This is a genomic window from Photobacterium ganghwense, from assembly GCF_017329545.1.
GTDB classification, from domain to species: domain Bacteria; phylum Pseudomonadota; class Gammaproteobacteria; order Enterobacterales; family Vibrionaceae; genus Photobacterium; species Photobacterium ganghwense.
The window spans coordinates 222,344-245,575 of the sequence record NZ_CP071326.1; the positions used below are offsets into that span (position 1 = coordinate 222,344).

14 protein-coding genes are annotated in these 23,232 nt (G+C 40.9%); 5 read left to right on the forward strand and 9 right to left on the reverse strand.

Features of this window, described 5'->3' with window-relative positions; genetic code table 11:
• Nucleotides 1–6 precede the first annotated feature (6 nt).
• A complete protein-coding gene (locus FH974_RS16970) occupies nucleotides 7–1,440 on the forward strand; it encodes a hypothetical protein (protein WP_053542806.1) in 1,434 nt (477 codons plus the stop codon).
• Nucleotides 1,440–1,721: a YkgJ family cysteine cluster protein gene (locus FH974_RS26445; protein WP_140106216.1), complete on the forward strand. Its 282-nt coding sequence runs from the start codon at nucleotides 1,440–1,442 to the stop codon at nucleotides 1,719–1,721. Before FH974_RS16970 ends, FH974_RS26445 begins: the two co-directional genes overlap by 1 nt.
• Before the next feature lie 95 nt (nucleotides 1,722–1,816).
• On the opposite strand, the gene FH974_RS16980 is transcribed toward FH974_RS26445, so the two are convergent.
• Nucleotides 1,817–2,533 carry an NYN domain-containing protein gene (locus FH974_RS16980; protein WP_207103960.1) on the reverse strand — a complete coding sequence of 239 codons (717 nt, stop codon included), beginning with the start codon at nucleotides 2,531–2,533 and terminating at the stop codon, nucleotides 1,817–1,819.
• A gap of 515 nt (nucleotides 2,534–3,048) precedes the next feature.
• Between FH974_RS16980 and FH974_RS16985 the strand changes: the two genes are divergently transcribed.
• Together FH974_RS16985 and FH974_RS16990 are read left to right on the forward strand one after the other, a co-directional pair.
• Nucleotides 3,049–3,471: an ATP-binding protein gene (locus FH974_RS16985; RefSeq protein ID WP_025525731.1), complete on the forward strand. Its 423-nt coding sequence runs from the start codon at nucleotides 3,049–3,051 to the stop codon at nucleotides 3,469–3,471.
• Nucleotides 3,468–3,860 carry a hypothetical protein gene (locus tag FH974_RS16990; protein ID WP_025525730.1) on the forward strand — a complete coding sequence of 131 codons (393 nt, stop codon included), beginning with the start codon at nucleotides 3,468–3,470 and terminating at the stop codon, nucleotides 3,858–3,860. The genes FH974_RS16985 and FH974_RS16990 overlap by 4 nt, the downstream gene beginning before the upstream one ends.
• Before the next feature lie 12 nt (nucleotides 3,861–3,872).
• Here the strand turns inward: FH974_RS16990 and FH974_RS26450 are convergent, their stop codons facing one another.
• Entirely contained in the window at nucleotides 3,873–4,010 is a 138-nt protein-coding gene (locus tag FH974_RS26450) for a DUF4113 domain-containing protein (RefSeq protein WP_080258714.1), read from the reverse strand.
• 302 nt (nucleotides 4,011–4,312) lie between these two features.
• Between FH974_RS26450 and FH974_RS17000 the strand changes: the two genes are divergently transcribed.
• Complete coding sequence (locus tag FH974_RS17000) at nucleotides 4,313–5,419, forward strand: hypothetical protein (RefSeq protein WP_025525728.1); 1,107 nt, start codon at nucleotides 4,313–4,315, stop codon at nucleotides 5,417–5,419.
• Nucleotides 5,420–5,609: 190 nt separating this feature from the next.
• Here the strand turns inward: FH974_RS17000 and brxL are convergent, their stop codons facing one another.
• The 7 genes from brxL to brxC form a co-directional block, all read right to left on the reverse strand.
• On the reverse strand, nucleotides 5,610–7,649 hold the full coding sequence (gene brxL, locus FH974_RS17005; protein WP_207104214.1) for a protease Lon-related BREX system protein BrxL: 2,040 nt from the start codon (nucleotides 7,647–7,649) through the stop codon (nucleotides 5,610–5,612).
• A 74-nt stretch (nucleotides 7,650–7,723) separates the two neighbouring features.
• A complete protein-coding gene (gene pglZ / locus FH974_RS17010; RefSeq protein WP_207103961.1) occupies nucleotides 7,724–10,423 on the reverse strand; it encodes a BREX-1 system phosphatase PglZ type A in 2,700 nt (899 codons plus the stop codon).
• Nucleotides 10,424–10,550: 127 nt separating this feature from the next.
• A complete protein-coding gene (locus FH974_RS17015) occupies nucleotides 10,551–12,335 on the reverse strand; it encodes an acetate and sugar kinases/Hsc70/actin family protein (protein WP_207103962.1) in 1,785 nt (594 codons plus the stop codon).
• Nucleotides 12,322–13,782 (reverse strand): hypothetical protein, encoded by a 1,461-nt coding sequence (locus FH974_RS17020; protein ID WP_207103963.1) that lies wholly within the window; start codon nucleotides 13,780–13,782, stop codon nucleotides 12,322–12,324. Before FH974_RS17020 ends, FH974_RS17015 begins: the two co-directional genes overlap by 14 nt.
• 16 nt (nucleotides 13,783–13,798) lie before the next feature.
• Nucleotides 13,799–15,727, reverse strand: a complete 1,929-nt coding sequence (locus FH974_RS17025; protein ID WP_025525719.1) for a DUF262 domain-containing protein — start codon at nucleotides 15,725–15,727, stop codon at nucleotides 13,799–13,801.
• 58 nt (nucleotides 15,728–15,785) lie between these two features.
• Nucleotides 15,786–19,484, reverse strand: coding sequence for a BREX-1 system adenine-specific DNA-methyltransferase PglX (gene pglX / locus FH974_RS17030; protein ID WP_207103964.1), 3,699 nt, complete (start codon nucleotides 19,482–19,484; stop codon nucleotides 15,786–15,788).
• Between the two features lie 69 nt (nucleotides 19,485–19,553).
• A complete protein-coding gene (gene brxC / locus FH974_RS17035; RefSeq protein WP_207103965.1) occupies nucleotides 19,554–23,231 on the reverse strand; it encodes a BREX system P-loop protein BrxC in 3,678 nt (1,225 codons plus the stop codon).
• Nucleotide 23,232 lies beyond the last annotated feature (1 nt).

Consider the following 23,232-nt stretch of genomic DNA (forward strand, 5'->3'; position numbering starts at 1 on the left):
CCAATCATGAAAAAACAAGATGATTTTGTGTCCATTCTGGGTGGATACACAGCAGATGCTGCTACAAAGAGATTTACAGAGAGAACATTCAATATTTTTGAAGATAGTGAACATCTAGTTGAACTCGCTCAAAAATGGAAGAATGTCGCTGCTGATAAGGCTCAAGGCCATATGTTCGAACAGCTTGAAGTCATAAAATTTAACTTGGATGCACTGAAAAAAGATAGTGAACTTTTCGCCAAGACTACAGCAAGTATGGGCTTTCCAACAGATCCTGTTGACATCATCATTTCCAACGGCAAGGAGACCTTGAGGGAAGTGCAAGCAAAATCCTGTAACAGTGCTGCACGCAGTGCATTCGCATTGTCCAATGAAAAATACCAAGAAATGCAAAGATTGGCACCTCAAGACCAAGTTGAAAAAATTAAAGAATTGCTTGAGAAGAGGATTGAAGCAGGAACCCTTAAGGCCGAAGACTACGAGCAAACTTATAGAAACCTGACGGAATCACTTGAGTATGGAAATGTAAGATCTGCTGGCACAACTTATGATGAGGCGCTAAAGGCCACCGATGCCAATGTTGCAGAAGTCATCGCTAATCAATCTAAACTGGAAGCAGCCTTTGCTGATATGCATGAGTCAGGGAAAAGGGCTGGTAACATAGGCGCAGCATTGAGTGGGGCGACCAGTAGCGTGACAGAGTTTTATCAAGTTTATAACGGTGAGCGTGAGCTAGGAGAAGCAACAGTAAATATTGCAATATCGACAGCAAAAGGTTACGCGACTGGTTATACAGTAACAGCATTAAGTAAAGGTATAACACACTCTGCGACGCATTTTTTAGGTGCTGGAGTGTCAAAAGCGTTAGCAAGAAGCAATGCCCCAGTCGCAATTGCATCAGGGATTATTAGTTCTAGTAAGTCGATGATTAGTTACCTAAAAGGAGACATAGAGCTAGAGCAACTTAGTGATGAAATTACACATACCGCAATAACCAGTTCAGCGTCATTCTATTATGGTGCCCTTGGTCAAGTTATGATTCCTATCCCAGTCGTTGGTTCCATTGTCGGGGCTGGCGTCGGATATATGATTGGCAATTTGATCCATCAATCAGGTCTAGTAGCTCTGGGTGATAGTCAATTAGTGAAAATTGCGAAAGAGAGAAGACGTCAGATACAAGCTCTTTGCCTTGCAGCTGTTCCTCAAATTCGTCAGAATCGTTTAGCACTTCAGCAGCAACTTGATCAGCATTTTGAATTAAGAAAGCAATTATTCATGTCTGCATTTGATTCATTTGATCTGGGAATGAATGATTGGGAACCAAATCAATGTTTAGAAGCATTGAATACGATAAGCGATCAATTTGGTTCTGTTTTACCATATAAATCTTTTGAAGAATTTGATCAAATGATGTGCTCAGAGGATTCATTTAAATTCTGATGAGCTACTCATTCCCTTGCTATCAATGTGGTAAATGCTGTTCTAACGTCCATCTCTCTGATGAAACGAAGTTTCTTGATAGGGGAGATGGGTGCTGTAAGCATTTCGATTTAGATACAAAGCTCTGTTCTATCTATGAAGATAGGCCAGATATTTGTCGGGTCGAATTGCAGTATCTGTCTCGGTTTTCAAAACAGTATGCCTGGGACCACTTTGTCGAACTAAATTTAGAGATATGTGCAGCGCTTCCTGAGAGAATCAGTTCTGACCCACAAGAGTGACTGGTTACTTGTTCTTTGCGGCAGTAGCCGCATTTGGCAATTTCTAACGCCATAAAGTTACTAAATCGCCTAAAAGGCAAGATGGAAAGCTATTTCTATTTGCTTGCCTTTGTGATCAGCTGAAATTCCATACCAGACCGCTTATTATTACGGACTCTATAGCGGGTCGGATACTTATCAAAAAAGTCAGACAGTTTCTTTAATTCGTAGTTCCTAGGGTCAAAATCTGGCTTCAATCTCTTTAAATATTTGCCGACTTCCCCTAGTTTAGCCCAACCAGTCTCATCTCTATAATTTTGCCATGCTTGGTGCATTAATCGCCAGAGTTCACGTTCTGCGTCTTGAGCTGAGCTAGATTGTACTTCTTTAATCTCAACGTCAGGATTTAGGTTCTCTATCGCTACAAAGTCATCACAAGCGTTTTTAAACGCAGTCGGTGTCATTGCTTTCCCGACACCAATGACGTGTATTTCTGATTCTCTTAACCTTGTGGCAAGGCTAGTGAAGTCACTGTCACTGGAAATTAAAGCAAAAGCATCAAATCTGTGAGTATATAATAGATCCATTGCATCAATAATCATTAACGAATCTGTCGAATTTTTTCCAGACGTATACGCAAACTGTTGCTTTGCCTGAATTGCTAGTTCATTTAACGGCTGTTTCCAATTTTCCAAATGTTCAGAAGAGAAGTCGCCGTATGCCCTTTTAACGATTATTTGTCCAAAGCTAGATAATTCTTCAATGATCAGGCTCAACTTTGAGTGGGGAGTATTTTCGGAATCAATAAGTACTGCGATTTTTCTGTGTCCCATAACCTGTGTAGCCATCTAGTATTTAGTTAGTTGCACTATATAAGCATACGTCAATCGAATTCAAACAGGTGTACTTAGAAGTGTTACTAGCAACAGCTTTAAGTAAAGAAAACACAGGAACAACATAAAGTTTGCCTTAGTCTGCACATGCATCTACGAAGTTAGCTGCTCGCAATCAGCACTGCTTTCGCAGTGCATCAATCGATGTTTGATTCATAGTAAATTCCGACCATTTTTACCCCTTATAGAGGGTAGCTTGTCGTTTACCCCTGATAAGGGGTAAAACCGACACTTTGTTTTTATTAGATATAAATAGCGTTAAAAGTAAATAATAAGCCTTTGTTTTAATTGAAATAAATTGTTGACGAAAAGATTTTTATACGTTTTAATAAGCTCGAACACTCTCTATCTCAATTTGTATAAAGATTGAGTTAAATAAATTAAACAATATTAAAGAATTCATCACCTTATCGGTGAGAGGAGGGAATTATTTTTTAATAAAAGGAAACGCCAAAATGGCCAAGCAAACACTTACTCTTGTGCGTGGATTACCAGGCTCTGGAAAGTCTACATACGCAAAAACTCTCAATGCTGTCTTAGTCGAAGCTGACCAATTTTTTATCGATAGCAACGATACCTACCAATTCGACCCCGCTCTAATCAAAAATGCTCATGCCTGGTGTCAACTCGAAACGAAGCGTTTACTTCGTGCAGGATTTGACGTCGTGGTTGCAAACACATTCGTAAAAAACTGGGAAATGTCATTTTACAAGTCACTTGCGGATGAGATGAATGTATCATTCGAAGTTATTGAGACAAATGGGAAATACCAAAATATTCATGGTGTACCTGATGCTGTCATTGCTCGAATGAGTAAACATTTTGAGAAGTTAAATCCTGCATTGATGTCTTCACCTGCAATGGAGGCGTCACAATGAGTTCAATAAAAATTAAGGGTTTAGATGAAGCACTCAAATCAGTGCAAAAAAGTTCACGTGCTAGAGAATTAACTAGCGAAGGTGTCTATAAAATACTCAACGAAGTGCAGCAGACTTTAGATACTTATCTATTTAAAAAGGATCAGGTAGGTATTCAAGTATTGGTTACAGTTTATACAAAAGTTGCGGGTTCATACCAGGGCATACCATATTCAACTTTTGTTGAAGTTGAACGCGGTAAAACCGTGTGGAAATTGAACAACGTGTATCGCGCTATAGGGATTGCAGCGGACGCAAAGATCCTTAATTCGGAAATATTTGCTGATCAGATTTATTGTAAAGCTGAAAAGGAACTCAATAGACTAGTGTATCGTGACATCGAATTGTAGACTGTGGGATAGCTAGCACCTGCTCTTCTGTAAATCGACCCATCGGGTCGTATATTGCGGCGTTAACATCTGACGCCGCATTTGCACTTCTGCGATTCCTCCTTGTTCCACACACCCAAATCTTTGGTTTAAAGTATCATAAACATCCATTAATTTTGGACCAATCGTGATTCAGATTAAAGAGTTCGATTGCTCATGTTGCTCACCCACTAAGTCAACCAGTTCCATACCAATTTTACAAAATCCTACATCATTCGAAATAACAGATCTGATAGTTATAGGATGCTTAGTAGTTTCAGTCCAGCATTGTAACTCGGTTTTAGGTATTACCTCCCAGTGCAAAATGCTCTGTATTTGTTGATTCGTAATTTATTACGATAAATTACGATAAATAAGTAATTACATCTCATTGGGTATTCTATAGTCTATAAATCAATACTTAAGGAGAACTTATGAGCAAGAAACGAGATACCATATTGTGGATAAACCATGCTATCAGCTACTTTAAGAGTCAGGGTAAAACGCAGAAAGATATGTCAAATGTACTCTGTATAGAAGAGTCTCGCATAAGTGAGATGAAAACGGCCAAAAGACTTTTGTCGCCATCTGAAAGGCAATCAATTATCGACTTTTGCGGAGCGCCGCGTCGTGAGTCTGGACGTTTTGAGCATGCTTTATGCTTTAACAGCGTAGACACCTTTGTCGCGTCGTTTGGTGAGTTAATGGAAAATCGCTACTTGCGGGAACTAATTCGCTTTTTCCAAGATCATGAAAATCAGGCCAATTTATTAAGTAAGTGTATTCCAATAGAAGATGAGAATGGTAACTACATCGAAACTATTCGCTTGTCAGATCTAGATGAAATGATTCGCGATGATGACTTAGAAGATACCTTCCAAAGATATCATCACTGGTTAAAAAATCAGAATGAGGATAACTGCCCTAAGATGCCTGTGTGCAACAGCTCTGTGTTGGTTGAGGATAAAGGTGCTTTTCACTTGATATACCAACTATGGATGCTTATTAAGCAATGTCCGACGTTTTTGCTAGCTACCGAGGAGTCTTTTAACCTAAACCCTGTCGTTGATGTCGAAGAGGTCGTCATAACAGGAGAAAAAGTATTACTAATCGAGAACTCGAGCAAACCAAAACCTGTTAATCAACCGATTATCGAGCGTTTTGGCGATGGCCGTCGCTATCCAAACAATAAATGCATCAAACATGATTTATGGCAATCGGTACGATGCGAACTGTACCTAAGTGAAGACATGAACTATCACCTGCTGATTCATCTTTCTCATGAGTACCAGATTTGTTCTTATCCAGATACTGAAAAATACGGCGATGGAGCCGTACATATGAGTGAACTCACTTGGCAAACTGATGTGGATGAGAATGACTTGTTAGTCGTAATCGAGAACATCAATTCACTGAAGTTATTCTCTATCATTGAAGATGTCAGAAAGTGGTGTGGACTAGCTATTGATAACCACCTCGAATTAAAACGTAGGATAGCTAAATCGGGCGGTTACGTACCAGGTGCAAGGGTATTAGTGTAGGATAGTTGTTGTGAGATTTGTTGCATTTTTTTCAGGCTTGCTATTAAATACCTACGTTAATGAACAGGTCAATTCCGATGTTGACAGTGAGTCAGTGCAAGCGAAGTTTATATAAGACTAAATGATAAATACTGAGCAGCGTAATGATATTAAAGCGGCATAAGCCGCTTTAATATCTCATAAACAAATATCAACTAACCCCGAGGGCCTTGTAAACAGCATCTACAGGGTCACTGTAAAAGCTAACTTGAAACTTAGTAAATGTTTCAGCTGGCACTGTCGGGATATCCGTAGCAGATGCCATAGGAATAAGAATCTTGCTTGCACCAGCTTCGAGAGCGACTTGCATTGAACCTGCCAAGTCCTGAACTGGATGCAATACGCCTCCTAGGGTCATCGACCCCAAAACCACCATCGATTCTTGCATCGGTTTTCCAAGTAGAGCAGAGCAGTTAGCAATCAAAGCGGCTAGGCTAGAACTATGCGAGTGACCAGACATCTGGAGGTCAACAAAATGCAAATGGAACTCATGTTCCGAATACTGATTGTTTGCTGCTATTCGTGATAGGTTTCCTTTGAAATACTCGAAACCGACTTTGACTTGCTCTTTTGCTTCTGTATCCGAACCAAGCCCTGATGTCGTTAGTTTCCCGTTACCTGCTGTTTTTTGAGTTTCAATACGGAATACACCAAGTTTACCCGCAGTGCCAGGGCTAACGAAATGAACGACTCCCGCATTGGGTCTACCTGGAGGGATGATTTTAGACCCGCCTTGTTCTGGAACGTTGACAAAGAACTCTTCGAGCGTTTCATTATCAATGTAAGAGAAGTTAACATCGAAGAACTCCATTCCCCCAATTTTTTTGAGCTGCTCTTTTACTCGGCGGCGAACCTCGAGTGCATAGGTTAAGCAAATCCGTACATCTTCTTTAGAGTACTCGCCATGTGGCACTAAAAGTTTTAGTAGTCCAGATGTGGTACGGCGAACGGCGATAACATCTCGCTGATTGAGATTGTTTCCCAGCTTGAAGAATTTGTCGATAGCATCGGCAAATGCATGTTTGCGCATTTCGCGCATGTATTCAGCAAGGTAATCGGTGATCAAACCAAAACGGTTTGTGAAAAACTCTGGGCGCATTTTAGGAATTTCCCAGCCAGGAATATAAGCGTGGAAACGGTCAAAAAACGCTGAGTCAATCATCTCTGGAGGGAATGGGGCAAGTAGATGACTCGTTTTAACCAGCGTTTCGACACTTTGATCAATATTACCGACAAAGACCATTGAAGCCTTCGCTTCAATGGAGTCACGACCACGGCTAAATGAACCTGAAGCCATGTAGTCTTTCATTATCTGCACGCCATCTTTGTCTTTAAATCGGATACCAGCGACTTCATCAAAAGCGACAATATCCCACATGCCAACCAAACCAACTTGGCGGCTTGACATGTTATAGAAAAGGTTAGCGACGGTGGTTTGACCGCCTGATACCAATAAAGAGTTCGGAGAACATTCTTTATAAACGTGAGACTTACCTGTACCGCGAGGGCCTAGCTCGCAGACGTTATAGTTATTTTCAACGAACGGTATCATTCTGGCTAAAATATGCCACTTAGCACGCTGCTCCAGATTGGCAGGTTCCATACCAATTGAGCGTAATAGCATATCTAGCCATTGATCCATAGTGAAGTTGCGTCGAGCGTCAAACACTTCTTGCATGTTCATTGAAGGCATCTGAATTGCTTTTAAGCCAACAACAGAAAATGGTGACGTTTTTTGGCCTTCCTCATAGAAGTAGCTTAGAGTAATGATGCACCAAATACCGCCTGTCAGCAGCTTTTCATTCTCTTTAACAACATTGGCAGAGATCACCGCGTCCTTGATACCTAAATTCGATAGGCTCGCCTCGTATACGTCTTTTTTCTGATTAAGCTTTACAGTGACTTTATCAATAACTTTATGTGTGCCTTTTTCTCGGATCAGTGATTTGACCTTTTCAGCTTCGTCTGAGCGAACATAGTTATCAGTCAGAATTTGTTTTACTCGACCTAAGCCAGCTTCTATCAACTCATCATCATCAGTCGAGCAATACATCCCTAACAGGTACTCGAGGACATAGACAGGAACATTGGCTCCTTCCTTGAGTTGTTTGGTCAGGTCTTTACGTACAACTCTTCCTTTGAATTGAGTCGTCATCAACTCATCCAGATCGACATCTCTGACATGTTGGATTTCATCTGCCTGATTAGGGACGTCAATAGGCTCTTGTTGATTATAATTTTCTGTCATACAGGGTTCCTAACGCCTTAAAAGAAGTCATCTTCTATCGCGATATCGATCGTGACAGAGTGAGGTTGTAGCTCTTGTGTCTTAGTCGGATCGCTGATGTCTTTCATCATTAACTTATAAGATACGGTGCGATCAAATCCCGTACCGTTGAGCATGATCACGACATTTCGCTTTCTATCATCTTGTTTTTCAGAGGTCGCATCAAACATCACTTTCTGTTTGTGGGATACGGGCTGACCATTAGGGTCAGCAATCCAAATCTCTAGCTCACGAGCCGTATATTTTTCGCCAACAGCCGCAGCTTGGAAAAGCTCTATTTTATCTGCCATAGAGACAAGACGGATAGGGTTTGAAAGCGGAACAACGGGTACTCGCTCTTTGGCGTATCGTGACTGCAATTTATTTGTAGTCAGTTCTTTGACTTGGATGACTGGAACACAAATTTCTTGTGGCATAATACCACCGTGAATAAACTTTGCCCCACCAACGAAATTAAATCTATTTGACCCACGGGGAACAATAAATTCACCGTCACTGCATTCCGAGTTTACAGTTAAACTCGCTGTGTTGGTCATCTTACCGTGCCAATAGAAGCTGTCGTTTGGGAGGTTTTCGCCAATGATGTAGCGCTTTTTAGCTTCAACAGCGCCTTTTGGTTTGATGGTTAAAGCCGTTCTATCTGAATCGACAACATCGCTGGATTTAAAAATAAAACCATGATCAGCGGTAACCAACACACGACTACCATTTAAGCGATTGATGATACGTTCAATTAACTGCTTGATTTCACTGATAGCTGTCGCACAGGCTTCAAACGTTTGATGCTCTGATTCGCCTTTATCTCCAACCTTGTCAATTTCATTGTGGTAGATATAGATCACTCTAGCGTCGTGAACTTTTTCTCTGCCTTCTTCATTAGTCCAGTTCAGCACTTCTGAGGCTTTAAACGCGATCCCATTGCGCTTAGCCAAAATCTTATTTCGATTGTCTGTACCACGAGCACTGATACCATCGACTTTGTATTCGACGGTTGAGTTGATGTGTGTAAAGATTTCATTGTGTGGTAGCAAAGAAGCCATACCAAGCTGAGTATATGAAGGTACGACACCAAGTTGAGATTTAATCTCGGAATGAAAGCGCTTTTCATTACTAATTTGGTCACTTATTGCATGTGCAACCTCATAACGAAGTGCATCAGAGATAATGACAAATACTTTTTTGACTTGTGTTGTATTAAAAATGCCTTCGACTTGTCGTCTATAAAACTCATTTTGGTTTGGTACGCCTGAAATCTTCCAGTTTTCTAACAAAGACTCTTCATCGACGAGTTTACCCCAAGCGATCGCTAGGTCGTGTAAGTACCAGTCCACATAGAGTGTTTCGATATCAGAAACCAACCCTGTTTTTTTCAATATATCAGAGCCATTATGAGCGACTTTTAAAGCATGCTCACAGAAACGTCGGTATGCAGAATCGAACTTATACAAGTCAGTTTCATACGCTCGGTACATTTCTTTGGCAGACGAAAATTTAAAGCCATCAATATACTGCTGCTTTAACGCATAAAACTGTTTGGCAGCTCTAATTGCTTTTAAGATAGCTGCGTAATTTGGCTGATGATGAGTCCAATGTGTCGTTAAGCGATGAGAGATCAACGAATCGACTTCAACTTGATCGAGGTCGCTCAATTGTTGAGCGAGTAAGATAATAAAATATTGCTCTGCATATTCAAAAGTATCGACACGATGAAGGTGCGTAGGAGACTTAACCATCGACAAGATGTGCTTTATCTCGAATTCTTGCTCTACTTGTTTTGCAAGGGTGTTATATGCATTTGATAAATTTCGATTTTCTCGCATACCCTTAATAAAACTGATCGCTGTCGCTCGTTTAGAGGAGTTAAATGTTCTTCGCTCGGTATAATCGCGTTTACCTGATTCATCTAAATTGATTGGTAGCAGGTGCTGCTTGAACCTTGCAAAGACCTCGTGATTGCCGTTGATTCCACTATTAAGTAAAGACTGGTAGCACTCTGTGAATAGAAGTTTGGTCACCAAATCGTTTAGATGAGGTTGAATTTGCTCTGTATCATCAAATTTTTCAACTTGATATCCCATCACATCGAAAGCAAAGCGCCAGAAAGTATCAACCAAGTTGTACTTTTCTAGATCACTGAAAATAGTATTAACATCGATGCCATCTGCAAGCTTTAATAACAGATGGTTCAAGATAGCAGGGAAGGTTGGAGACTCAACTTTAAGTGTCGCTGCGAGTAGTGCTAGTTCCAGCTCTTCCTTATTTGCACTGTGAGGCAGCAACTTCTTCAGGCGTTCACGGCGAACCTTAGCTGTAAAAAAGGCGCGGTAATGGGAAATAACCTGACGAAACTCCATTCTCATGCCAATCTCATTAAGGATCATTGAGCTTGAGTCAGCATAGAAATCCTCGGAGTAAAGGCGTATGTCATATAACCAATCGCGTTCTGGTTTGTTGGTTTCAGTGTTGCTGTACAGAACAAATCGGGTGGCTGGTTCAAGTAGCTCGACACGTGTTTTTACTTCGAAGTGGGACTTATCATCTAAATGGATGATCTCAATGCCGTCAATAGAAAGCTCATCAAGCTGATCAATGAACTCTTTGTCGGTATCTTGCCAAAATACCAAACGGCTATGTTCAAATTTGTTTAAAAGGCCCTGAGATATTTGGTCTATGTTCATTGTGGATTCCGATAGGGCTATGTTGCTTATACAAAAATGACAGAATTATACCATTCCACAACCGTTTTTAGTATCAATACGCAAGGGGGTTGCATTCTAAAATGCTGCCCCCAATGGTAGTGAACCTTCAGTACATTTCTAAACTGTACTCCCCAACAGGGTCACATGTGACCGTCGCAGGGCCTGAAGCAAAGAGAATGCGCTTGCGAGCACCACCAAGTGATACCGCTATTCGAGAATATTCTTGCTCTAGATGGGGGTAATCAAGCTCCAACCACTTAGGAAAAGAGTCCGTTTGTACTAATTTTAAAGTTGTACCATGAGCTTGAATTTGGCCTTGTGCAAGCTCTCTAACCATGGGTAATTCAGCTCCACCTCCTGTTAATGCGATAGCTAAAACCCCCATAGGAGCACCTTTGACGAAGCTAGGATCTATCTCATTTAGGATGTTTTGCATACATTCTTTAAGCGAAGTAGAGAACGCAGCGACCTGAGGTAACGATAAAAACTCGTCAAGTGAAACTTCAATAACTTCACCATTAAATAATGTTGCATTCACAAACCCATCTTTGAAGAGAGATTCTTTGTATTCACGCAAACTCAAGCTCAACGCACCAACCGTGTTTGCGTATAACGGGTTCTCGTAGTTAATATTTGCTTGTTTTAAGATCATCCCTTGGAGCAATTTATCTAGGTAATTACCAGCCTCGGTGATACCACGGCTTGCTCCTTTCACTTCAAGGGCGATACTCTGCTGCTTCTTCTGGTCATATTTTACGCGGTATAAGCTAAAATCACTTGTACCAGCACCCACATCAACAACCATTACCAACGAGTTTACGTTGTCGCGCCAACTTATTAGAGAACCTGCTACTCCAAGTGGCTCTGTCACGTTTTCTTTAACAAATAAATATTCATTTGGTAATTCACGCACTTGCTTTATCGCATTTACAAGGTTATCTAAATGGATACCATCGTTGAACTGAGTTGCGAAGGTGTCAGCCAAAACTTGTGCTTGACCAAGAAGCAGTTTCAATCTTTCGGAAACGTACGTGTGCTTAAATCGGTCAAGACACGGCATCGCATATCTTCTTGAAATATTTCGATTGTACCCCATTGGAAAAATCGCTTCGTTCATTGTCCATGTGAAATAAGCAAGGTAAGCTAATACCATGTCTTCAAAAGACAATTCAGTGTTTGTAGGGTTGAATAATTTTGGAACTCGTTCACCTAAGCCCTCTTCAGAGAGGTATCTTTTTATGTTATCGATACGTTGCCTTTGCTCAATGCCAGTTTGAATACGAGACATCTCGACGGCAGCTTTGCCAAACCAAACGTACCCTTCATCATCAATAAACACTGAAGAGATGAGCATATTTTCACTTATTTCTTCCTGATCACCAGGAATACCAAGCGTTATAACTTCAATATCTTCGATTTCGTCATCGTGTTCATCTTCGTGAACTAAGGTTGCCTTGGACATGGCCGTACCGAAGTCTAAACAAACTCTCGAATTTGAGTGTCCGAGGGGTAAATCAAAAATACTAGTGTTTAAAGCAGTATAATCAACATGTTGATTATCTTTTTGATCTGTAGACGGTAATACCGATGGAGCAACTTGCTCCTCTAGCCCAGTTTGTTCGTTTTCTCTATGACTGAAGTCAGAGGTTTCTTCTGAGTTAGATTCAGGTAGGCTAGGTAGATGTTCAGTTTTGCTTGCTGTGTCATCCGTTATCGAAGCCTCTGGAGACGCTTCACCAGCAGACAATTGATTCAACGCAAATTTAAGAGCGTCCATCTCTCTTTCAGTCAGTTCACCAGAAAGGGTATAGCCTCCGTTTGCAACAGGCTTAAACCTATCTAATAAGTTTGTCAGTAGAATAGTGGTTTGTGTAGATTTACTTATTGTCATCTGATATCACCTCTACCCATGGCTTCACGAGAGTCTTGATTTTTCCACCAAATTCTTTTTGGATACCATCGCGTACTACGCGTACGTTACGTACACCATACTTGTGGCCACCAAGCATCTCATGTTGTCTTGGGTTATATTCAACAATTTGACCCAACATATTTGTGTGAGTGAGTTTACGCATCCGTGCTAATTGTCTTGCTATCCTCGACATATCAATAAAACCACTAGACGCCTTTTTAACAGTAGAAGCCAGTGGTGGATCTGATATTTCAAGGAATGGAACAACTGCTCTTTGAAGTTTTTCCATAACCGTTTGGCTGGTTTCTACCTGTATCAGCAGAGAGCCGATTTGTTGGTCTTCAGAATTTCCGATATTGTGTGTCACTTCACGTTCACTACTGGTTTGCTTACCACCTTGTAACCACCATTCTTTAACGTCAGGATCTAACTCTTTGGAATCATCGAAATGAGCTTTAAGGGCAGGAATTACTTGTGCTTTAGAATAGTAGGCTTTTGAGAGTAGTTTCAAAATGGCATTATCTGTACGGTTTTGACGAGCTAAAACCAGGGCCGCTTCTTTAAGATTGGTTTTGATTCTTGGCAACATGATTGAGTCGCGATTCAGTTCACTCCAAGCACTACTACTTAAACTGTTGCGAGCAACTTCTAATACTTGATAGCTACTAGACAGCAGAGCGTGTGAAAATCGGATTTCAATCATTCTGATTAACATTGCAAAAGCATCATCGACAATATCAATCAAGACATCGTGCTCTACTGAAGGAGATGAATGATTTAATATTGCTCGTAGCCAATTCGCTAGCGCCAAGCCACCCTCTGAACCAATATCCTTATACCAGTCTTTCACCACTTCTGACCAAGCTCGGCTAATACGTCTTGCTCTCTTCATTCGTGCATCGACGTTTTCGACGGTTGCTAAGTACATTAACGAATCGCTAGAAGATTGCCAGGCAGAAGATAGGCTTCCACAACGTTGAAGTGCTAGTTGTATTAATGCTCGTCGAGCATTTTCAGATGTATCTGTGAGAGTGCTTTGTCTTAAAGCGTATTCAAAAACCCAGTCTGCATTTATATGGTTTAATGCTTGAGCTGCATAATGCTTTTCATCGCCATCGTTCAAGTTTTCAATATCACATGGTTCGTCAATAAGAACTTCTGATAGTTGGGCGAATACCTCGCTTTGTCTTGATCTCGATACGGCCGCCAATCTCCCTAAACTGGCGGCGGCACGAAGTCTGTCGATAGAGAGTGGGTCATCATCCTCAGTACCCAAATCGATAATGACCTCAATAACTCTAATAAGATTGCTATCTTTAATAATGCTTTGAATCGATTTATTTGCCATGCATTTCGTAAGAATGGCGTTAACATCAACAATTGAGTCGGCGGCTTCAATTGACGTTAGTATATCTTCAGTATTCAAGTTTTAACCTCAACAGCTAAGCTTCACTTTTTTCTATGTCTTGTCGCAAAAATTTCAAATGGAGAAGTGTATATTTAAAATCTAAATCTCCTAGAGAGATTGCCCATCTTTCCTCCATGAACGCTAACAGATCAAGGCCTCTTTCGAGTATCGAGGTTGGTACCCATTCGTCTTTTTGTGCAATCTCATTTTCGGAGGCGGATCCATTGTAGTAACCCACGCCATGACCATTATTTTTCTTTAGATCAAATCCATCATTTTGCAGGCTCGAGTTTTTGGAACGGCTAAGTGGAACAAGGTTCCCCAATGAGTTTGTCAGCAGAACAGACTGCTCTTTGTCAATATGTCCGAAACGAGTCTGCCAGTATTCGTTGGTGGCAGTTTGAGGATATATATGTTCAATAGTTACACTATCTTTCTTTGACGAGGATAAGTGATGCCAAGACAGCTTGTTCGTAGACTGTTTACCTCGATATGTGAGCCATTGGTCATACTCATACAAGAAGTAACGTAAACCATCCCAGCGGAAGAATCCTCCGTTACCAAGCTCGTATTTTTCTGCAATGTAGTTATAGAACTTTTCTGGATCATAATAGTATTCGACCCAAGCATTTATTTTATCAACTACCAAAGGTATGGTAGTTGTCTTTGTCATCAGCTCTCTTGCCATAGAAAAGAATTCAGTGTCTCCAGTGTTTGATCTACGTTGGCTGAGAGTGAATAGAGTGAAGTTATACCTTTCCGCTGATCTCAGTAACTGATTAATATCTTCGAAACTTTGTTTTGATACAAATGCAGCAAGAATAAGTGGCTTAAAAGCACGAAAGCTCAATCTATGAAGTCGGTCAAGTAATAGTCGATTCTCTTCATTATCATAGTCAGATATTTGAAAATATGGATTATGCATATAAAACCAAGGACGAATAGATTGTTGTAAGTTGGTAACATAAGCCTCGATTTCTTCGACCGTTAATCGGTTGTGCTCATTTTTGGGATGAGTCACATTTTGAGATGTGAACTTTTCATCTAACAAATATTTTATGTAGTCATCACCTTTTTGACGAGTGTACTTGAAGTACATTGTCCAGTGATTTCTTAAGAATAAATTGTCATTGAGCGGGGCTTCAGGGTTTTTCCCAAGGTATTCATACATGGTTTTCCATGCATTATTAATCTTCCTTCTTAACACATCATGTCCCGCATGATCATGAAAGAGCGTAGACAGATAAATAAGACGGTTTTTTAACAGTTCAAGGCTAGTCAGTGGCTTGCCTCGGTTGTTCATGGTTTCAAATGTGACAAATACGTCTATTTCGTCATCAATTTCATACAAGTTAAATTTGAATTTTTGAGTTAGTTTCTTATAGAGGATAGCAATCTCTTCTACAGTTAATACTGATAGCTTAGATTTAAAATAATTTTTAGCATTCAACAAATTTTGGGTATAAAGCGTTTCTTTAAAGTCGTTGCTATGAGAATGTTCACCAAATATTTTTGTTTTAAGGTACTCATCACTTGGATTGTCTTTTTCATACCCAAAGAGGAAACTTTGACGTTGACCGTCATCTGCGGCGAATAGTACATATTGCTTTTTTATACTTTCAATTGACTGATAGTTTAACTGAGTGTCAGTAGGGACAGATTCAAGTATTGACTGAATGAGGATCATTGATGTTGTTAGGCGTTGTTGCCCATCAACAACGTAATATGGGTTATATCCAACACCATCAATTACCCACAAGTCATTTTCCCAAAGTGACCATTGCTGCTTGTTAACAGATTCTAGGGTGATCACTCCAGTATAGTGGACGCGTTCTGGGTCAAGTTGTAAAAGGTCTTCCCAGAAGTCTTCAAGTTGATGCTCTAGCCATGCATACCCACGTTGGTAATCGGGAATGCGTAACAGACGTCCTTTAAATATTTCATTAAGGTTTTGTAGTTTCATTTTATTGCTCTTTTTATCAAAAAAGAGCAGGGGGTTATGCCTGCTCTTCTACTTAAAACTATTTTATTTCTTCTGGATTTTTACCATGAATCGCTTTGACATCTGCGAGTAGGTTACCGAACTTACCGTAGTTAACTTTTACTCCGTCATCTAGGTCTATAGAAATCTTCATTTCTGCTAAGTGCTTCAACTCTTCATCGAAGGCACGAAGTTCGGATTGTTTCTTCTCGATTGATTTCAACTCTTTATCAATACGTCGCTGCTCTGTGCTACTCGCGTTTGTGCGGCTTTCCGTTAAGACCGAGTGCTGAGTTTCCAGTTTACCCATCAGTGGGGTGACATACTCAGTACGCATACGGGCAAGGGTACTTTCATTGTAACGATGCAAGTACACCAAGCATTCAAAGGCCTTTTCTTTGCCTGAGCTAAATAGCCAGTAAATAGGGCGTTTTTTATACGTTTTTAAATGGTCTTTGTAGAACTGAGTCGAGAAGTAACGACGAATCGTCTCCATCGAGCTTTCGTTCTTCCTCGGCTTGATGGCATCTAAGCACAAGCTTTCTGCTACAAAGTCAAGGTTTTCTTGTAGATGTTCTTCACCCCAAACCGTTTTGACGAAATCTCGGAAACGGCTGGTGGCGTCATCTTCAAATAACCAGTCTTCGGCCGCCAATGGAATGATTCCATCCTCATCAGCAGGGAAGGTGTTGTATGCGCCTTCAGCAACGAGTTCTTTAAAGCCTTGGTTGCCAGCGTGTGCGTAGACTAAGCCTTCACGATCTAGGGAGTAGCGACCCATCATGCAGCCTATTGAGTAGCTAATAAGCTGGGCTAATGTGGATGATTTTGATTTGCTCTGTTTCACAGAGTATTCCTCATTTGTTTTGTAGGAATACTCTGGATTTGAGTTGATACTTATTTGTTCTTCTCTACATCGGCTCTCTATAATATCCTCAACACCAAAGGCTTGGTTAACCAATTCGTTTAACCGCCTTTCGAGTGTGGATACTCTTTCAACAGTATCGGTGCTGACTTGTTTAGTGTAATCGTAAGAAGTCGATAGAGTCTTTACTTCAGAAACAAGAGAGCTTCTTTTGAAGTTCCAAGATCTTTCTTGTGCATCCCAGTCTTTTTGATGTAAACCTACGAGTTCTTTTACAATTAGTGGTAACTCACTTATCCAAACGTATGGTAGTTTAAGGAAGTCGCCAGTTGTAAAAGATAGTGTAGGTGCAACCACAGCTATTAGCTCTTGGAATAAATTGCTGTTTAATAGTCCTAGCGCGTTATAATATGATTCGTCATCATCAAAAAACGCAGATAGGCCGACACCATCAAATATGTGACCTTGAGGTGTTGCCCTAAAAGAGTTTATTGAGGATGTAAGCTTAGGCCAAGTAATCGAGCGTTTGAAATAGTATTTTTTGCCATTGAAGCCATAACTATTACCATTTTGGTTTGCGTGCAGTTCAATATCCTTGCCACTATTTTCATAGTTAACAACAAGGTTTTGGTTTCCATACCACTTTCTAAAAGAACCACCAGAAGCACACGGAAACCACTTACCTTGTATGACTTCATCTTGACTTTGTTCTAAATTGGTTTTTGAGAAACTCACTTCATGCCACTCTCTCATAAAGAGGTCGTTATTACCTGTTTTAATCCCAAAACCTGCATAGCATTTATCTTTAAAAGAGATGTTTTTTTCGAAGGATTCAAATATTCTGTCGTCTAGCCAATAACCAATTGGAGAGCCTGCTATTTTTGAAAAGTTGTCTGGTTTTGTCGTGTAAAACCAACCACAATCTTTGTTAAGGATTGCTTCTTTTGTTTTCGGTGCTTGATTCTCATGACCTTTGAACTCAGATAGACGTATGTATGAACCAGTAAAGTTCTTAACGTGACCTTTGTTAATTATATAAGTGCAAACTGGAATGCACGCTGGTGCGAAAGCGTTGTATTCAAGTTGGACAAGAGATTCAAGGGTATTTTGGGTCAGTAGTTTAGTACGAAGTTTGCTGTAAGACCCAATAAACATCCAAACATAAGGTGTGACTAACGCAGTTTTTCCTATTTTAGATGTGAATCCAAGGCAGCGTTCTATATAAATAGAAAACAAATCAGACTTTGAGTCAGGATAGTTGTCTTTTGCAAAGCATTTTAGATCTGCATTCATACCACCACTTCCAATGTAAGGGGGGTTTGCGATGCACGTATAGTATTTTTTTGCTAACACTGATGCTTGCTCAACAATTGGTGATAGTAAACGGCAAGCATGGCGTACTGATGGGTTACTATTTTGTACTTTCTCTTCAAGTATGGCTGAAAAGTTTGCAAGTACATCATTATACTCATGATCAACTTCAACCAAAGAGCCAAGGTTTTTGGCATCTAAAAACTGTTTTTTTAGGTATCGAAGTAGATCAAGGTATTTCTTATTTTCAGTTGATGGTGCTGCTATCTCAATTTGGGACGCCGCAAACAGGTCATCAATAGAACCTGCTTGTTTGTTTTCATCAAGATCAAGATCTGACCAGAGTTTGTTGATATTAATATGTTCTGTTGATTGGATTGCGTGAATATTAAGTTTAATGTGATTATCTTCAACGCGGCTAAAGATACGGCGGTCATCTTCGCGAGCCTTCATTAGTACAGCGAAAGCGGCCATTTGTGCGGCACGATCATCAATATCCAACCCATAGATATTCTTAGTAAGGATTAGCTCTGGGATTTCTCGCAAGCGGTAGCCGCGCTCGAGATAGATTTCACGAAGAACCTCGTACACTTCCACCAAAATATGACCACTACCACAAGCAGGATCGAGGACTTTAATTTGCTCTGGATCGATACTGGTAGGCGTTATCGCTTTTAGTTGCTCAATTACTTCATCACTTTGCTCGGCAGGACTGATGTAGTATTCCATTTTCTCTTTCAGCTCAGAGTCGGGGTAAGTGGCTAGCCACTGGCGACCAAGTGAGTTTTGAACTAAATACTTTACGATCCAATTTGGAGTAAAAAGCTGTGTTGCAGCTGGAATGTCTTCTTTTTTTACAACTTTACCTATAACCGCATCTTTGTGCTCGGAAATGTAGAACTGGTACAGCCAACCGATGACTTCGATTTCGCGCCAGTTATCTTCAGGTACGTCATTAACCAGTTCTTTGAGAATTGAGTCGGTTTTAGTCAGGTTATCTGGTAGTAGCAACTCAGTGGCGTCATCTAGTTTTTCGAACATAAATGGCATGATTTTGCTGAGCTGGTGGCATTGAGCGAGCAATAATTCACGATACAGCTCTTCTTCTTTGTCGCCAGCTAATAGCATTTGTACGATGTCGGATTTATTTAATCCCAAATCCTCTGCCACATCAGCGGCATGAGCTAAGATTTCAAAGCCTTTGCCAAACTCTGAACCCTCTTCTTTACTCAGCATACGGAAGCCATGGTCAAGATAGCCATTCACTTCCATGAAACGAATGGCTGTAAAACGGTTAAACCAGGTAAACGCCATTTCGTTAATAAATTGGTTGTAGCCATCTTTACCACCACCAAGCGCTTCGATGCGATTCACTAACTGTTGACGCTGTTGACCTTGCTTGCGTGTAAAGATACGCCCTTCAATAAGGGTATCCGTTCCTTGTGTTGTGGCTTCACTGATTTTATTTTCGTAAATGCCGAGTACGGCAGCGCGTTTTTTTACTGCATCCATAAAAGCCAAACGGGCTTTCGGAGCATAAGCTTTGAGTTTGTTGGTATTCATTTATATAACTCGATGGTTTAGCCTGAGCTTGCGCTCAGGCAGAAATTCAATGGTTGTCGTTTTTCACTGCTATTTAATGCGTACTTTATGGTTACTCTCAACGAGAGTGACCAGTTTATCGCGCAGCGCCTTCAGGTAATTGTCAACATCTTCGACGGTTTCCATATAAGTCGCCTCAGAGACTTCTCTGTAGACTTCCATCGCATCAATTGCTTGAGTAGGCTTTGCCTTGGGCGCTTTTTCGCGGACAGGCATTGCTTCTGTCGTCGATGAACCATAGTTCGCAGCAGACTGACTCGTTGATGATGGTGAGTCGGTGGCTTCTGAATTTGGAGATTGTGCTTCTTGCGTTTTTTTCGCTAGTGCTTGCTGCTGAAGAATGTAGTCGTTCACTACCTTTTCCGCATCGTTAAACCAATCATCCGCTTCAATAAGCTCGTGCTTAATCTGCGAAACGCTGTTTTCACGTTGTACGCGTTTAATTGCATTCTGGAATGGCAATAATACTCTATTGCTGATCTCTGCACTTGCTCCAGCGTTTTCAATCAGTTCTTTAACTTCACCAATACGTTGTTCGAGCTTTTTAATGGTATAAGTCTGTTGTTTTTCAATCAGTTGGTTATTGATTGAGGTCAGCGTCTCAACCAGAGGTTGAATATTACGAATATCTCGATACGGTGATGCGTTGTGATAAATAGCAGTAAGTTTATCAAGTGCAGCCATTGCCTCCGCATTCTTTTCAAGGAACGCACGGTTCGCGGAGAAGGTGATATTTAAAGCACGCTCTAGCCCTTGCCAACTTGTAAACTGAGTTTCGTAGAAGTTTTCCAGTAACTCATACTCTTCTTCAAAATCGAGCAGGTCGTTGGTTTTAGCGATGAATTCATCAACGAACTGGAAGCTGGTTTTGATTTCCGTTAAGCCTGATAACAACATAACGCCATCATCGATCTCGTTACCACCAGGGTAATGGCCAGTCGATGACATAGATTTGAATCGTCTCAATTTAGTCAGCCATTGATTTAACTTTTCAACTGCTGAGTTAAATAACTCTTTTTCGGCGCTAGGAGCGGTGCCAAAGCTAAGATCTTTATACAGCTTCGCTGCTTTTTTCAGATTAGCTTCAGATTGTTGCTTGATACGGCGAATACGCAGGTTCGCTCTTTTTTGAGACTTACTTAGATGTTCATATAAGCCTTTTAACGGGACTTCCTGTTGGTTAGCCTGAAACACAAGTTTATTGGCAAGACCAAGACGTGCCAATATTAGGATGATCTCATCGGTGTTCCAACCATAAGGGCGCTTTGAGAACTTCTTGATGATATCGGCCGCTGTGACTGCGTAACCATGGTCGTCACTTAATGAAACGTGCTGTTCTATTTCAAGAACTGCGAGTGGATTGGCTTCTTCACCTGCTAAGTCGAGGCCAATCTGTGCCGTATCGCCAGCGGCTAAAGTTTGCTGGATTTCACTTAGGATGTTTCCAGGGAATGGTTTGATCAGTTTGAGCTTACCGAAAGTATTTTCAATGATGTAGCGGTAGGCTCCCTCTAGCATGACAGCAAGTGAGCTACCTTTTGCATCAAAGCCAGAGCCAAGCGTGTAAAAATCAGACTCTTTGATGAGTTCTTCGAGATCTCCGACTAATCGCTTGCGACGATTCATGTTCTCGTTGGCTTTATCGCGGCGGATCTGTTCTTGACTCGAGCCTGAGGCGCTACTGCTTTTGCGAATGAATTTTTCCGTCTTAATATAAGTACGAAGATCATCGAATAGGCGAGGGTTATCATTCAGTTTGACAAGAATGCAATCTGATGAAAAGTTTGCACAGGTAGCGTCGTTGTATTCGTCGTAACTGTTGTCGATAGGCGAAACGACTTTCAGCAAAATATCACTGTCTAAATTGCGATCAAAAGGAACACCGTTACAAAAACGAGCCACTGGAAAATCTTGCTTGTTCTCTGGGTAACGGTAGTTGTTGTTGCGACGCAATATCTCGTTAAAGATGATGTTACTCAGTTCGGTAGTCTCATCTGAAGGTTCGATATCGGTCTTCTTAATCGCTTCTTCGATCTCTTTTTCCTCATTAGTCAGGAAAATGTACTCATCGTTTTGTCGAGCAATTAAGTTGTTACGTTCCAGTACCTCGAGACGAGCTTCAATAGCCAATCGCAGCGCGCGTTTATCCTGATCAATTTCGCTGATGCAAAGGGTTACCAAGTTATCAATATTGGATCTCACTTCATCGACGTAACGGATCATAAATAAGGTTTGCAGAACTTGAACTGCAAATTCATCGATGGAAGTTTTGTCTGCGGCATGATTAATGTCACGCACGACAGCATCATCAAGAAACTTCTTAATGGAGTGATAAAAACTGTGAATTGGGATCAAGCGACCCACGTTTTTATCGGCAAACTCTTTTGAGGCGATTTGGAAGGCGTCAATCAACGAACGCTCACCACGACTCATGTGCTGCCCTGAAGCACCAGCACGACTGATACCTGTGAAGATCTTTTGTACCAAGTTGTATTGGTACGGCACGAATGGATAGGTATTGATGAAATCATCGCTACTTTGATAGTTCGCCATTTCAGCCGCATTGCTTTGTTCAAAACTCAACTGGCTACGAATGATATCGCCTTTGGCATCATAGAGTTCAGACAGGTGACTCTTGGCTTCCTCTGTTTTACTGAGTAGACGCTTTTCGATGACTTCATTTGTGTTGGAGCTAGAAAGGGAAATACGTTCAAATCGACCTTGGATTTTGGAAAAATCCTGGCTTTTTGAGCCTTGCATACCGCCAACAATGGAGTCGATATCGGCTTGAGAAGTCACGATTACCCAAGCGCGACCACCACAAATTGTTCCGAGATTCTCGGTGATAGTTTGTAGCTTGAGCATCATCTGGGTGTTTTTACCAATAAACTGACCGATTTCATCGACGAAGAAGAGCAAGCGGCGATCGGGATTCCCATCAAGGTATTCTTTTACCCACTTACAGAAATTCGCAATATCCAGAGGGAAGTTTTCTTCAATTTTTTCGACCCACAGTTTAGTGGAATCTAATGATTGACCCGTAACCTGTGCCAGTGCTTCTGCCATGTGATCACGGTAGAAATCATAGGAATCCCGTTGTTCTAGCCAACTTTCACTTGTGATTGACTCAAAGGCTGTTTGAAAGTCTTCAAACTGACCACGAGAATCCAGTTCTCGCTCCAAGTGGGCAATATGCGCATGATCTCCTGAGTAGCCCATTTCTTCATTGAATACTTTTAGGAAGACCTTAAGAATCGCATCTTCTTTGTCATCAGTGTCGGCTCGGCTATCAATATTGAATAAGATAACTTTGTTGTCTTTCTGGATCGCTTTTTCAATGTCACCAACTAGGAATGCATCGTCCTTCAATTTTTCAGAGAAAAAATCAAACGCTGTGCGAGTCGTTTTTCCATCAGTAGCTGACACATTTTTCAAAAGGTATGACAGAATCTTGATGAAGTGCGATTTACCGCTACCGAAAAAGCCAGAAACCCAAATCCCTGATTTGCCAGTGATCGCAGCATGTTCTGGGTCGTACACAGAGGGCATATAAAATTTAAAAAAGTTCTCTATATGCTCTTTTAGTTCATTCGTGATGACGTATTCATCGAGTTCGACGAAGACGGTTTCATTTTCGGTTTGATCTGCTTTAACAACGCCATTGATAGGGCGAGCGATATCTTTCGTAAAAAGTTGTTTAATATTCATT